This is a genomic window from Clostridium brassicae, assembly GCF_026738875.1.
Taxonomy (GTDB): Bacteria; Bacillota; Clostridia; order Clostridiales; family Clostridiaceae; genus Clostridium_H; species Clostridium_H brassicae.
Map to the genome: position 1 here is coordinate 1 of NZ_JAPQFJ010000008.1, position 13,821 is coordinate 13,821.

A 13,821-nucleotide genomic window follows, 5' to 3' on the forward strand; every position below is an offset into this window, starting at 1 on the left:
ATTAGAATCATATAAAGGATGGAAATGTACAGAAAAAATGATGGCACTTACAAATCCAACTTCAATATACATGCATGCACTTCCAGCAGACAGAAATAATGAAGTAGAAGATTCAGTAATAGATGGATCACATTCAGTAATTTATGATGAAGCAGAAAATAGAATTCATACAGCAAAAGCTGTTATGACTCTTACTATGGGCGGAAAATAAGAGTAACCAGTTGTTGGTAATTGCTTACTAAAAAGTATATTTGAATAACAGGGGGAATATTTAATGAAAATAGTTTTGGCATTAGGAGGAAATGCTCTTCAAGCAAATCCAAAAGATGCATCTGCAGAAAGTCAATTAATAACTTGTAAAGAAACGGCTAAGGCTATAGTTGATTTAATACAAGAAGGACATACAGTAGCAGTTGTACATGGAAATGGCCCACAGGTTGGACAAATACTAAGCTCTATAGAAGGGGGACATAAATTCAACTCAGTGGTAAATAAATTGATGCCTTTCGACGTTTGTGGAGCCTATTCTCAAGGATATATAGGGTATCATCTACAAAATTCTATAGAAGGAGAATTAAGAAAAAGAAATATAAATAAACCTGTAGGTACAGTTATAACTCAAGTTTTAGTTGATAAAAATGATTCTGGATTTGAAAATCCAACTAAACCAATTGGATCATTTTATTCAAAAGAAGAAGCAGAAAAGCTTGCAGAAGAAAATGGGTATGTAATGAAAGAAGATGCAGGCAGAGGATATAGAAGAGTTGTAGCATCACCAAAGCCATTAGATATAGTTGAAAAGGATACCATCAAGTCTATGCTAGATGCAGGAATAGTTACTATATCCTGTGGTGGAGGTGGTGTGCCAGTAATAGATGAAGATACTGAGATTAAAGGTGTATCAGCTGTTATAGATAAAGATTTTGCAGCAGAAAAATTAGCAGAAATAATTAATGCAGATATGTTATTGGTATTAACAGCTGTAGATAGAGTATGTGTAAATTTCAATAAACCTGATCAAAAAGAATTAGCAGAAATTAATCTTCAAGAAGTTGAAAAGTATATAAAAGAAGGTCAATTTGCGCCAGGAAGTATGCTTCCAAAAGTTGAAGCTGCTAAAAAATTTGTTGAATTTGGACAAAACAAAATTGCATTAATAGCTTCACTTGAAAATGCTAAGAATGCTATAAAAGGTTTAACAGGTACAAGAATAGTAAATGTATAAAAGTAATTTAAACTATAAGTATTAAAAAGGTTGAATGTAAATTAATTATATTTTAGTTGCAAAATTCAATAATTATATATAAAAATAACTGTTGAATTTCAACAGTTGTTTTTATATATGTATAAAATATACTAAATAACCAATTTATTTAAAATGATACAAGCAGAGAAGTGACGGTAGAGGTGAGAGTATGAAAAAAATAAAAATTACTTACGTTGATTTTATATTAATATTTGTTGCTTTTTTATGGGGAGTGAACCCTGTTGTAGTTAAAATAGGGATGAGATATATACCACCTTTGCCCTTTAATACAATGAGAATGGTAATTGCTAGCGTATCTTGTTGGATAATTCTATATATTTCTAAAGCATATAAAAAGATGGATAAAAAAGACTTAAAAGAATTATTATATCTAGGTGTTTTTGGATACTTTATATATCAAGTAGGATTTATTATAGGTATTAAAAATACTACAGCAGGAAATACATCATTAATAGTTGGTATGTTACCTATTAGTGTGGCTTTATTGAATAAAATTTTTAATATTGAGAGGGCAACAAAAAAAATGATTTTTGGTATTATTCTATCTTTTATAGGAGTATTTTTTATAATTTTGGGTTCAGGAAATCAATTAAGAATTTCTTATCAAGATATAAAGGGTGGAATATTCCTTGTAATAGGTCAGTTAGCGTTAGGATATTATACGATATTTTCAAAACCATTAGTACAAAAATATTCAAATATTCAAGTTACAGCTTCATTTATATCTATAGCTACTATACTTTTTTTAATAATAAATTTTAATAGCATAATAGGATTTGATTGGAAATCAGTTTCTACAACAGGATGGTTAAGTAATGTTTTTTCAGGGGCAATTTCTATGGGAATAGGAAATGTCTTATGGATTTGGTGTGTGAAAAAAATTGGAAGCATAAGAACTTCTTTATATAATAATATGGCTCCAGTATTTACTATAATTGTAGGATATATATTTATAGGAGAAACTTTTGGTGTCATAAAGATAATTGGAACAGTAATTATTTTTGTGGGTATGTACATTACTAAAAATAAAAAAGAAAATTATGTCATAAGATTTAAATAGAATAGTTTTAAAATAGAAAAGCTAAAAACATTACAATAATTTACATATAGTAACAATAAAAAACAAGTATATTGAAAATTTCACAAAAATAGGCTATAATACTAATAAATTGTAATAAATAACCTTAAATTTTATAACTATATCTAATGATTATCTCAAATTGTCTAAAATTATAAAATTTTTATAATTTTAAATAAATACTTTTAGAAGAGGTGATATTAAAATGAAAAAGATTAGAGTAGAAGATGCAGTTGGTACAGTATTAGTACATGATTTAACTAAGATTGTACCAGGTGAGTGTAAAGGCCCTGCTTTTAGAAAAGGGTACATTATAAAAAAAGAAGATATAGAAATTTTAAAGAGTATGGGAAAGAATCACATTAATACTATAGCGTTATCAGAGAATGAATTACATGAAAATGAGGCTGCTGAGAGAATTGCTGATGCTTCAGCAGGACATGGAATAGAACTACAAGGACCATCAGAAGGAAAAATTCAGTTAAAAGCTAAAGAAAGAGGAGTTCTTAAAATAAATTTAGATGCCTTAGATGCTATTAATGATATAGGGGCATTGACTTTAGCAACACTTCATAATAATACATTAGTTAATAAAAATCAGTCTGTTGCTGCAACAAGAGCAATACCTTTAGTTATAGAAAAAAGCAAAATTGAGAAAGTAGAAGAAATATGCAAGGTGATGGGAAAAGTAGTTAGTATAAAAGAGATAAAGTCCTTAAAAATAGGCGTTATTATAACAGGGACAGAAGTGTATGAGGGAAGAATAGAGGACAAGTTTGCACCAGTTTTAAAGGAAAAAATTAATTATTATGGGTGCAAGCTTATAGATGTACTTTATGCTCCAGATGACAGAGAAAAAATAGAAGAGGGAATAAAAAATCTAATAAAAGATGGGGCAGAAGTGGTGTTAGCAACAGGAGGTATGTCAGTAGATGCGGATGATGTTACTCCTATAGCTATAAAAAATGTTTCAGATAAAGTAGTTTCATATGGAGTACCCGCACTACCAGGAAATATGCTTATGTTGGCGTATTGTGGAGATGTAGCTATATTTGGAATACCAGGAGCTGGAATGTATTTTAAGACTACATCTTTCGATTTGGTTTTTCCAAGAGTTTTAGCTGGAGAAAAGTTGAAAAAGAAAGATGTAACTTCTTTAGCTCATGGTGGACTATGTTTAATGTGTAAAAAGTGTACATACCCAATCTGTTCATTTGGTAAGTAAACGTTTTGAAATTTTAAGTTGGCAATTGTTAAGGTAATATAATTTATTGTAAAAATTAATAATTTAGGAAAGAAGAGGTGTTTAAATGTTTAAACTTAAAAAATGTCTTGTTGTTTTATTAGTTATAATTTTTGGAGCTATTTCTTTGATTGGTTGTGGAAATCAAAAGCAAGAAAATAATCAATCTGAAACAAAACAGGTGTCAAACAACAAAGAAGAAAAACCAAAACAAGAAAATAAATCTTTACTTGTTTATTGTGGTGCGGCATTAAGAAAACCTATGGATGAATTAGGAAATAAATTCCAACAAAAATATGGAGTTGAAATTAAGTATACATATGGAGCTTGCCAGCAAAATTTAAGTCAAATACAAGTAAGTAAAAAAGGTGATGTATATATTCCGGGTTCACTTAATTATTATGAAGTGGTAAAAGAAAAAAAATTATCAGATTACAAAAAAGATGTTGCTTACCACGTACCAGTTATAGCAGTTCCAAAAGAGAATCCTAAAAATATAAAACAATTAGAGGATTTAGGAAAAGAAGGAGTTAAGGTTATACTAGGCAATGAATCAACAGCTGTAGGGAAAATTTCAAAAAAAGTATTAGGAAAAAATAAATTATACGACAAGGTTAAGAAAAATGTAGTGGTTACAACAGCTACAGCCAATGAAATTGTAGTTGATTTAAAAATGAAAAAAGGAGATGCATCTGTTATATGGGAGGAGAATGCTTTTAATGCAAAAGATATAAAAGCTATTCAAATCCCAAAAGCTAAAAGTGCTATAAGTACTATACCAGCTTGTGTCCTTAATAGTTCTCAAGATAAGGAACTGTCTAAAAAGTTTGTTGATTTTGTTGTGTCTAGTGAAGGAAAAGATATTTTTAAGAAATATGGATTAAAAACTATAGAATGAAACAACTAAGGGGACTGTTAACATGAGAAAAAAGCTTAATAATTCATGCAACATAATATTTGTAGGAATCATTTCTGTGCTTACAGCTTTTTTGCTAGGATTGATAATATCATCTATAGGTATAGTTTTAATTAAAGGGTTTCCAAATTTAAGAACAAGTTTTGAAAGTCCAGAAATTAGGTTTGCATTGAGGTTAAGTATATACACCTCTATTATTTCTACAGTATTTTGTATATTGTTTGCAGTTCCAATAGCATATTGTTTAGTTCGGTTTGATTTTTGGGGAAAGAGAATAATTAATACTATAATAGACATACCCATGGCTCTTCCTCCTAATGTTGCCGGGATTGCTTTACTTATTCTCTTTAGTAGTACAGCATTTGGAGAATATCTTGATAATTTAGGATTAAGTTTTGTTTTCACCCAAAAAGGTATAATATTGGCTCAATTTTTTATAAATGTTCCTTATATGATAAGAATTTTAAAGTCTACTATAGGAGACATAGATCCGAGAATGGAATTTGTGTCTAGGACTTTAGGATGTTCTAGAGCTCAATCTTTTTTTAAAGTTACCCTTCCATTAGCTAAAAATGGATTAACTGCAAGTATAGTTATAACATGGGCAAGGGCATTAGGAGCATTTGGAGCTGTACTTATGATTGCAGGTGCTACTAGAATGAAAACAGAAACTCTTCCAGTATCTTTATATCTAAATTTATCTTGTGGGGATTTAGAAGCGGCATTATCTGTTGCTACTATACTTATAATAATTTCTGTGCTATCTTTAGTTATTTTTGAACTTTTAGGAAGCAAAGAAGTACTTTAGAATTTTTAGATAATATTAAAAGGAGGAGAAAATGTTAAAAATTGAACATCTACATAAAAAATTAGGTAACTTTGAGCTTAAAGATATAAATCTTCAAATAGCTCAAGGAGAATATTTTATAATATTAGGCCCTACAGGGACAGGAAAAAGTATTGTTTTAGAGACGTTAGCAGGAGTATATAAACCAAATGAAGGAAGTATTTATTTTAATGAGGTAGATTTATGTAAGGAATATCCTGAAAACAGACAAATTGGATTTGTATATCAAGATTATGTTCTATTTCCTCATCTATCAGTTAAAGATAATATAATTTTTGGGTTAAAGCAAAAAAAGCTTCCAAAGAATGAAATTATACAAAAATTAAATGAAGTAGTTTCTATGTTTAAAATAGCTCATTTAATAAATAGACGACCTTTGACCTTAAGTGGAGGGGAACAACAAAGGGTTGCTATAGCTAGAGCACTTATTACATCACCAAAAATACTTTTAATGGATGAACCATTAAGTTCTTTAGATCCACAAACAAAGGAAGAATTTATTTATATGTTAAAAAATATACATCAAAGTAGGAAGAATACAGTTATACATGTGACTCATGATTTTAATGAGGCTATATATTTAGCAGATAGGATAGCTGTAATGAATGAGGGAACTATAGTACAAGTTGGCACACCACAAGAAATCTTTAAAAAACCTAATTCTACTTTTGTTGCTAAATTTATTGGTATGAAAAGCATATTTAATAATACAATGGAATTTGTTAAGTAAGGGATTGTATGATTTAAAAGGTGGAGTTTTACTTTAGTTTATAGGGGGATGATAATATGAGCAGTTGTGATTTTTATGAGGAGTTATTAGAGAAGTTTAAAGATATTGTAAAGAAAAATAATCTTTTAAATGAAGAAATAAATATAAAAGGTAGAATTCTTACTACTGAAGAGGCAATAGGTAACCCAGTAAGAAGAGATTATCCAATAATTAAAGGCAGGGAAAAGCTCATACAAGCTGAATTTAAAGGAGAAAAAGGACAAGCATTTACGGATATGCCTGGAGGGTTTTCTGGAACGATTTTAGAAATAATAAATAAACCTATAAATACAAATTTTGATAGAGCAGTTTTGATAGCAACTTTAAATGCAGTTTGTAAATATTTGAAGATAATAGATAGAAGTGTACATTGCAAAGATGAGGAACCAGAAGGATGTGCCAAGAAACTTGTGGAATACATAAAAGAAAATTACGGAAATCCTAAAATAGCTCTTATAGGACTTCAACCAGCAATGCTTGAAAGACTTTCACAAAACTTTAATATTAGAGTTGTGGATCTTGATAAGGGAAAAATAGGTAAGATAAAGTTTGGAGTTGAAGTAGAAAATGCTGAAGAAAAAACAGAAGATGTGCTAAATTGGTGCGATATTATTATGGCAACAGGAAGTACTGTTGCAAATGATACTATTAGAAAGTTTTTTAATGAAAAACCAGTTATATTTTTTGGGACAACCATAGCGGGGGCTGCTAAATTAATGAATTTACATAGATTTTGTCCATGTAGTGATTGAGTAATATTTTAATAAAATTATTAATATGAGAGAGGTGAACATATGATAAGAACAGCGATTTTAACGATTAGTGATAAAGGATCAAAAGGAGAAAGAATAGATGAAACAGGTGCAGTTTTAAAACAGTTGCTAGAAAAAGAAAAATATAAAGTAGAATACTATAATATTATTCCAGATGAAATGGATGAGATTGTAGAAGAGTTAATAAAGGCCAGTGATGATTTAAAAGTTGATCTTATATTAACAAATGGGGGAACAGGTTTTTCAAAAAGAGATATTACGCCAGAGGCTACAATTAAGGTAATAAAAAAACAAGTGCCAGGAATACCAGAGGCTATGAGATTAAACTCTTTAAAGATTACCCCTAAAGCAATGTTATCGAGAGCAGTAGCTGGTATAAGAAATAAAACTCTTATCATAAATTTACCAGGAAGTCCAAAAGGAGCAGTTGAAAATCTTCAAGCAGTAATGCCCGCACTTAAGCATGGAATTGAAATATTAAAAGGAGAAGCTTCTGAGTGTGCAAGATAGTATTAAATTATTAAACTATTTAAGGGGGCTTTAATTATGGTAGATAATTATGGAAGAAGAATAGAATATCTAAGGGTTTCATTGACAGATAAATGTAATCTAAAATGTATTTATTGTATGCCTGAGAAAGAAGATGTAGAAAAAAAATGTTGTAGAAAAAAGATGAGTAATGAGGAAATAATTAAATTTGTAAGAATAGCAGCAAGTTTAGGAATAAAAAAAATAAGGTATACTGGTGGAGAGCCTCTTATAGTTAAAGATATTGATAAACTTATTTATAATACAGGGAGAATACATGGTATTAAGGATATAGCTATAACTACTAATGGAGTACTTCTTGAAGATATGGCAGGAGAATTGAAAAATGCAGGGCTTAAAAGAGTGAATATAAGTCTTGATACATTAAGAGAATATAGATTTAAAAAGATAACAAGAAATGGAGACATAAATAAGGTATTGAAAGCCATTGATAAATGTTTATGTCTTGGAATGACTCCTTTAAAAATAAATGTAGTGCTTTTGAAAGGTATAAATGATGATGAGATAGGAGATTTTATAAATTTGACAAAGAAGTTACCTATAGATGTAAGGTTTATTGAACTTATGCCTATAGGAGAGGGAGTTAAATTTTATAAAAATTCACTTATGACATCAGAAGAAGTTTTAGAAAGATTTCCTATGCTTATTAGAATTAAGAATAAAGGTATCAGTACAGCTGAGTCATATAAACTAAGAAATGCTAGGGGACGAATAGGATTCATTAGCCCTTTAAGCTGCAAGTTTTGCAAAGATTGTAACAAGATAAGGCTTACTTCAGAGGGGATGATAAAACCTTGTTTACATTCCCAAGAAGAAATAAGTATTAAAGAATATATAGACAATGAAGTTCTTCTTACTTCAAAAATAAGAGAAGCTATATTAAGCAAGCCAGAAGAACATAATATGGAATTAAACAAAAGAAGTGAAACAGAAAGAATGATGTTTCAAATAGGAGGTTAGAAGTGGTATGGACGAAAGAGAACTTACTCATATAAATAAAGAAGGAAGAGCCAGAATGGTGGATGTCAGCGATAAAGATAAAACCAAAAGAGTAGGAATAGCCTGTGCAAGTATATATATGAAAAAGGAAACTTTACAAAGGGTTAAAGATGGAAGCATAAAAAAAGGAGATGTTCTTTCAGTAGCTCAAGTAGGAGGAATAATGGGAGCAAAAAATACTCCTAGTATAATTCCGATGTGCCATTCTATTATGCTCTCGGGTTGTGATATTAATTTTAAATTTGACGAAGAAAATTTAAAAATAGATATAATAGCTGAAGCTAAAACTACTGGACAAACTGGAGTAGAGATGGAAGCTCTTACTGCTGTTTCAGTAGCAGCACTGACTATATATGATATGTGTAAGGCTATAGATAGAGAAATGGTTGTTTCAGATATAAAACTTCTTAAAAAAACTGGTGGTAAATCAGGAGAATTTATAAGAAAATAAACAATATTAAATTTAAAATATAAATTTGTAATTACTAAAAAAATTTAATAATATTATATGTACTTATTTAAAATAAATACATAAAATTATGATAGAAAAAATTAAAATCTATAGAAATAATGGTTGAATATCAAGTATATTCAATGATTACTCACAGTCAGTTGCAGCCATACTATTAAAGAATGAATATATAGTATTCAAGGAGTGATAGTATGAAAAAAAACCATGGTAAGAGATGGAATAAAGAAAATGTTCTTATTAATGGAGTAAAAACTCAAAATCAATGGGCTAAAAATAAATTGAATACAACAGTAAAAGAACCAGGGATAAATGAAAGTGGAATAGAAGCAAAGAAAAAAGGATATTAAAAGAGCAGTAAATCAAACTAAAAAGATAGGCATTGCACTATGCCTATCTTTTTAGTTTGATTTATAAATTATTTTTGTTTATGAAGCATGTAGTAACTTATTAAAGTAGAGTTTATTTTTTTAACCTATAATGATATTCTTTAGTGTCTTCTGAAATAGCTTTAAATTCGTATCCTAAATCTTTATAATAATCAATTATTAAAGGTAATGCTTTAACTGTATTTTTGTTGTTAAAATTACAATGCATAAGGATGATTATTCTGGAATAATCATCTTTATATTGTTTACCATTATCAAATAATTTTTTTACAGGAATATTAGGATCTACACCATCTCCTAAATTAACATTCCAATCATATATTTTAAAACCATGATTATGAAGGTTTTCAAGATATGTTTTATTTAGGTGACCGGAACTTCCTCCTGGAAATCTAATAATGGTAGAAGTATAACCTGTAATTTTTTTTACTTTATTTTGAGTTTGTAACATTTCATCTATGAAAGTATTTTCACTAGAGTATATTTTTTTAAAGTTATGACTATAAGTATGTAGTCCTATACTGTGACCTTCCTTATAAATTCTATTTAAAATCTCTTCTCTTCCATCTATTTCTTTACCTACAACAAAAAATGTACCTTTAATATCGTACTCATTTAGTACATCTAGTATTGCATCAGTTACAACAGGGCAAGGGCCATCGTCTATAGTTAAATAGACACATTTTTTGTTAGAGGTATTTGTAATATATGAACTTTCTATAGATCTTTTAAAAAATAATTTAGTAGTTATATATGTGGATGTAATTAATAGGATAAAACAAACTATAAAAAGTAAAAAATTTCTTTTCTTTAAGTCTTTAAGCATAATAGTCACCTAACTTTCAGTAGTATTGTTAACAATTAATAAAAAAATATACAGGCAAGATGCCTGTATAAAATATTGTTAATATTATTGCTTTGTATAGTCTTTATAATCAAAGTTAAACCATTTTAAAGAGATACTTGCTTTACCATGCTTGTCCTTATGATTCGTCTGAATGTTTTCTTCGGGGATTACTTTATCATTTAAAAGAAGTATAGTATTATTTGGATTTTCGCAATAAAATGTTATACCCTTAATATCATTTAAAGTTGGAATGAAAGTTCCAAATATAGGATCTTTTACTGATAATATATTAATATAAGTTTTATTATTTACATTTATTTTTTTGTAAACTAGATGCTTTTGAACATTAGCATAATTTAATAATCTAGATGTTTTCGCGATTAAAATTTTACCATTATCTTGGTAATTTTTTAGACGTTTTAATGCTTTTACATTTTTCTTTTCAAATAAATCTTCTGTAGAAACTCCGAAATGTTGAGCTACTATAGAATATTGATTTTTGTTGACTATATTATCTAAGTTATTTTTAGTAAGTTGCCTATGAAGGTGCTTAGGAGTCCAAGTCCAATCAATTTTTTTATCTTTTATGTAATTTGTATGTCTAGAAAAACCCCATACTTTTTGTCCATCTCTTAAATTGATTTGGAATATTGGATAATTAAATCCAAATGTTGTATCATTTAGAGAATTCCACACATATTTAATATTATTTTTTAAAGTAAGATCAGTATGATAGTAATTAGACCCTTTTTTATCGCCTTCTTGATAACTCATAAATTCAGATAAATCACCTGATCCGAAGTTCTGTTTATTAGCTCTATTGCCATGATTTATCCATACAGATACATTTGAATTAGAATTTTTAAGAGCTTCTAAAGCTTTTATTGCAAGATCTCTTTGGAATTTTGTATTCTTCTCTGTATTTGTAGAAAAATCTCCAAAAGAATGTATACTGTCTATCCAGCCACAATTTATATAATTAATTATTTCGTTTGCTTTATATTTTTTAGTTGGATCAATCCCTTTAAAAAAGGTCATAATGTGATCAACACCATGATTTTCTTTATCTACTTTAAAATTCATATCGTCTGCCATGTACATCCAAAAAGAATCACCTATATCTAATCCTATACCTTTACCATATGGAGTATCTTCTTGTGTATTTAAAAACTTATGATAAAGTTTAAATTCTTCAATAGTAGCGTCATCAATATCAGAGCAGATAGATAACATTGATTTATAAGGATAAGGAAATTTTCTTAAGTCTTTACTTTCGCTAGATAAAGATGGATTATCATGATTTAAAGCTTCTTTTGGTACATGTATTTCAGGTTTTTTAGGTATAGTTTTAGGGCTATTGTTATTTACTTTACTTTTATTAGTATTTAGTACTGTACCTGTTTTGGTATCTAGTTTATGGTTAAATAAGAATGTACAAACTATTAATATAGTAATAACAATCAGAGATGAGGTTAATAGTTTTTTTTTCATAATAAATCAGTCCTTTATAAATTTATAAAATTATTTTATTTTAATGTCTACTCATACTAAAATCTATAGATTTTTTAGTGAAAGTTAAGGAAGGGTATGATGATTTCTTCAACAATATAGAGTATAGTACATTTTGTGGTGAATTTATTTACATAATGGTAACAGAAATAGGCATTTTTTCTTTAATATATAATAAATATATATTAGTGGCACAACAATTTGTTTAAAATTTATCAATAAAGTTATTTATAAAAAATCAAAAAAATTTGTATAAATATTTGAAAAATTTATAAGAAGGTGATATAATTATAGAAAACAAGTACTTATTTGGTAAATATACCTTAAAAAACATATAGAATTTGTATTTCAAATTTATATATAAGGTATATATTCAAATAAACATCTAATAATTAAATTTAATTCTTGTGCACAAGGGGAATTTTTACCTTAAATAGTTAAAAAAATAACGTTAAAAAAATAACAAAAATGATGGGGAGGAATTTATAATGAAAGTATATGTATTAGGAGCAGGAACTATGGGTTCTGGAATAGCTCAAGTGTTTGCTGTAAAAGGACATGAGGTTATATTAAGAGATATAAAAAATGAATTTGTTGAAAAAGGTTTAAACACAATAAATAAAAACCTATCAAAATTAGTAACAAAGGGTAAGATGGAAGAAAGTAAAAAAGAAGAAATTCTTTCTAAACTAACAGGAACAGTTGACCTTAATATGGCAGCTGATTGCGATTTAGTTATAGAAGCAGCAATAGAAAATATGGAAATCAAAAAAGAGATTTTTGGACAACTAGATAAGATTTGTAAAGCAGAAACTATACTTGCTTCAAATACATCATCACTTTCAATTACAGAGATAGCGGCAGCAACAAATAGACCAGATAAAGTAATAGGAATGCATTTCTTTAACCCAGCACCAGTTATGAAACTTATTGAAGTTATAAGAGGTATGGCAACTTCACAAGAAACATTTGATAAAGTTAAAGAATTATCTCAAGAGATAGGAAAAGACCCAGTAGAAGTTTCAGAAGCACCTGGATTTGTTGTAAATAGAATATTAATACCTATGATTAATGAAGGTGTTGGTATATTAGCAGAAGGAATAGCTTCAGCAGAAGATATAGACAAGGCTATGAAACTTGGAGCAAATCATCCAATGGGACCATTAGCTTTAGGAGATCTTATAGGATTAGATGTATGTCTTGCTATAATGGATGTATTATTTAAAGAAACAGGAGACACAAAATATAGAGCACATTCATTATTAAGAAAATATGTTAGAGCTGGATGGCTAGGAAGAAAAACTGGAAAAGGATTCTTTGATTATTCAAAATAATGTTATAAGAGCTAAAGAATTTAATTAAAAGGTTTATAAATGTAATATAGATAGTCTAATTCAAAAGTATGTAATATAAAATTTGGGGAAATTTTATAGAACGGTAAAAAGTCTACAGATAATTCTGCGGACTTTTTATTTTGAAGTTTTATAAATTTTAAAGTTCAGTAAACTATAAATAATATTTTGAAACATGATAATATAATTTTAGAAGTTTATTTAATTACACGAGGAGAAAGTTGAAGAAATATAAGGAACTTATAATTCTCTTTAATTTCTTATGAACGGCTTGTTTATATGGAGTATGTACAAAAGGAATATCTTTATTTATTCTCAACATCATTAATGCATAATCCATACTTAATAGAATAATGTTATGACGTAATGAATAACGGCATAGAAATAGATTTTTCTAAATATATGTAGTTATCCATTAAACCTTCAGCACGCAAAGAAGTACTAAAGGAGTAGCCTTCTAAAAATCCTACCCTCACTATGCGTCATCCATGACGCAGTTCGGCTGCAGGAGTCCATTCCTGCAATTACAGATTTTTAGAATTCTACACCTTAAGTACTTCTAATTGCTACTTTAAAGTTTAATCGGCTAACTACATATATAAGAAAATCTTATTCCTATGCCTTGATTTTTTATAATTAATACAGTTTAACATGCATAAAGGATGATTTTCCTCCTAACGTCAGAAAATCTTTAAACTAAACCGTTTTTTCAGACTTTTAGCGGTAGTATGTATGTTTATTCAGTATTTTATAGCAACTATCTTTTAATCTTAAGTTAAGAGATAACTCCCATAAGCTATCGCTTTTAAGAGCT

General features: G+C 28.4%; 14 protein-coding genes and 1 pseudogene. 13 read left to right on the top strand and 2 right to left on the bottom strand.

All coding sequences use genetic code 11. The features are described from left to right. From OW729_RS08855 to OW729_RS08910, 12 genes and pseudogenes are all read left to right on the top strand, one after another. A pseudogene (locus tag OW729_RS08855) lies at positions 1-211 on the top strand (ornithine carbamoyltransferase); the annotation flags it as partial. Positions 212-274: 63 nt separating this feature from the next. Then, positions 275-1,225 (top strand): carbamate kinase, encoded by a 951-nt coding sequence (gene arcC / locus OW729_RS08860; RefSeq protein ID WP_268061136.1) that lies wholly within the window; start codon positions 275-277, stop codon positions 1,223-1,225. 190 nt (positions 1,226-1,415) lie between these two features. Further along, positions 1,416-2,327: a DMT family transporter gene (locus tag OW729_RS08865; RefSeq protein ID WP_268061137.1), complete on the top strand. Its 912-nt coding sequence runs from the start codon at positions 1,416-1,418 to the stop codon at positions 2,325-2,327. A gap of 223 nt (positions 2,328-2,550) precedes the next feature. Beyond that, the gene (locus tag OW729_RS08870) at positions 2,551-3,570 is read left to right on the top strand and encodes a molybdopterin-binding protein (RefSeq protein WP_268061138.1); all 1,020 of its coding nucleotides are present in this window, start codon (positions 2,551-2,553) and stop codon (positions 3,568-3,570) included. Between the two features lie 85 nt (positions 3,571-3,655). Continuing rightward, positions 3,656-4,486 carry a molybdate ABC transporter substrate-binding protein gene (modA, locus tag OW729_RS08875; RefSeq protein ID WP_268061139.1) on the top strand — a complete coding sequence of 277 codons (831 nt, stop codon included), beginning with the start codon at positions 3,656-3,658 and terminating at the stop codon, positions 4,484-4,486. A 22-nt stretch (positions 4,487-4,508) separates the two neighbouring features. Further along, positions 4,509-5,312: an ABC transporter permease gene (locus tag OW729_RS08880; RefSeq protein WP_268061141.1), complete on the top strand. Its 804-nt coding sequence runs from the start codon at positions 4,509-4,511 to the stop codon at positions 5,310-5,312. A 31-nt stretch (positions 5,313-5,343) separates the two neighbouring features. After that, positions 5,344-6,081, top strand: coding sequence for an ABC transporter ATP-binding protein (locus tag OW729_RS08885; RefSeq protein ID WP_268061142.1), 738 nt, complete (start codon positions 5,344-5,346; stop codon positions 6,079-6,081). A gap of 56 nt (positions 6,082-6,137) precedes the next feature. Continuing rightward, positions 6,138-6,872 (top strand): Rossmann-like domain-containing protein, encoded by a 735-nt coding sequence (locus OW729_RS08890; RefSeq protein WP_268061143.1) that lies wholly within the window; start codon positions 6,138-6,140, stop codon positions 6,870-6,872. A 42-nt stretch (positions 6,873-6,914) separates the two neighbouring features. Next, a complete protein-coding gene (locus tag OW729_RS08895; RefSeq protein WP_268061144.1) occupies positions 6,915-7,403 on the top strand; it encodes a MogA/MoaB family molybdenum cofactor biosynthesis protein in 489 nt (162 codons plus the stop codon). A gap of 36 nt (positions 7,404-7,439) precedes the next feature. Next, positions 7,440-8,402, top strand: coding sequence for a GTP 3',8-cyclase MoaA (gene moaA / locus OW729_RS08900; RefSeq protein ID WP_268061145.1), 963 nt, complete (start codon positions 7,440-7,442; stop codon positions 8,400-8,402). Between the two features lie 7 nt (positions 8,403-8,409). Next, positions 8,410-8,892 (top strand): cyclic pyranopterin monophosphate synthase MoaC, encoded by a 483-nt coding sequence (gene moaC / locus OW729_RS08905; RefSeq protein ID WP_268061146.1) that lies wholly within the window; start codon positions 8,410-8,412, stop codon positions 8,890-8,892. Positions 8,893-9,104: 212 nt separating this feature from the next. Beyond that, the gene (locus OW729_RS08910; protein ID WP_268061147.1) at positions 9,105-9,260 is read left to right on the top strand and encodes a hypothetical protein; all 156 of its coding nucleotides are present in this window, start codon (positions 9,105-9,107) and stop codon (positions 9,258-9,260) included. 112 nt (positions 9,261-9,372) lie between these two features. On the opposite strand, the gene OW729_RS08915 is transcribed toward OW729_RS08910, so the two are convergent. Both OW729_RS08915 and OW729_RS08920 read right to left on the bottom strand, forming a co-directional pair. Then, on the bottom strand, positions 9,373-10,125 hold the full coding sequence (locus OW729_RS08915; protein ID WP_268061148.1) for a polysaccharide deacetylase family protein: 753 nt from the start codon (positions 10,123-10,125) through the stop codon (positions 9,373-9,375). Between the two features lie 84 nt (positions 10,126-10,209). Then, entirely contained in the window at positions 10,210-11,637 is a 1,428-nt protein-coding gene (locus OW729_RS08920) for a hypothetical protein (protein WP_268061149.1), read from the bottom strand. Positions 11,638-12,140: 503 nt separating this feature from the next. Here OW729_RS08920 and OW729_RS08925 point away from each other — a divergent pair. Beyond that, complete coding sequence (locus tag OW729_RS08925) at positions 12,141-12,989, top strand: 3-hydroxybutyryl-CoA dehydrogenase (RefSeq protein ID WP_268061319.1); 849 nt, start codon at positions 12,141-12,143, stop codon at positions 12,987-12,989. Positions 12,990-13,821: the final 832 nt, after the last annotated feature.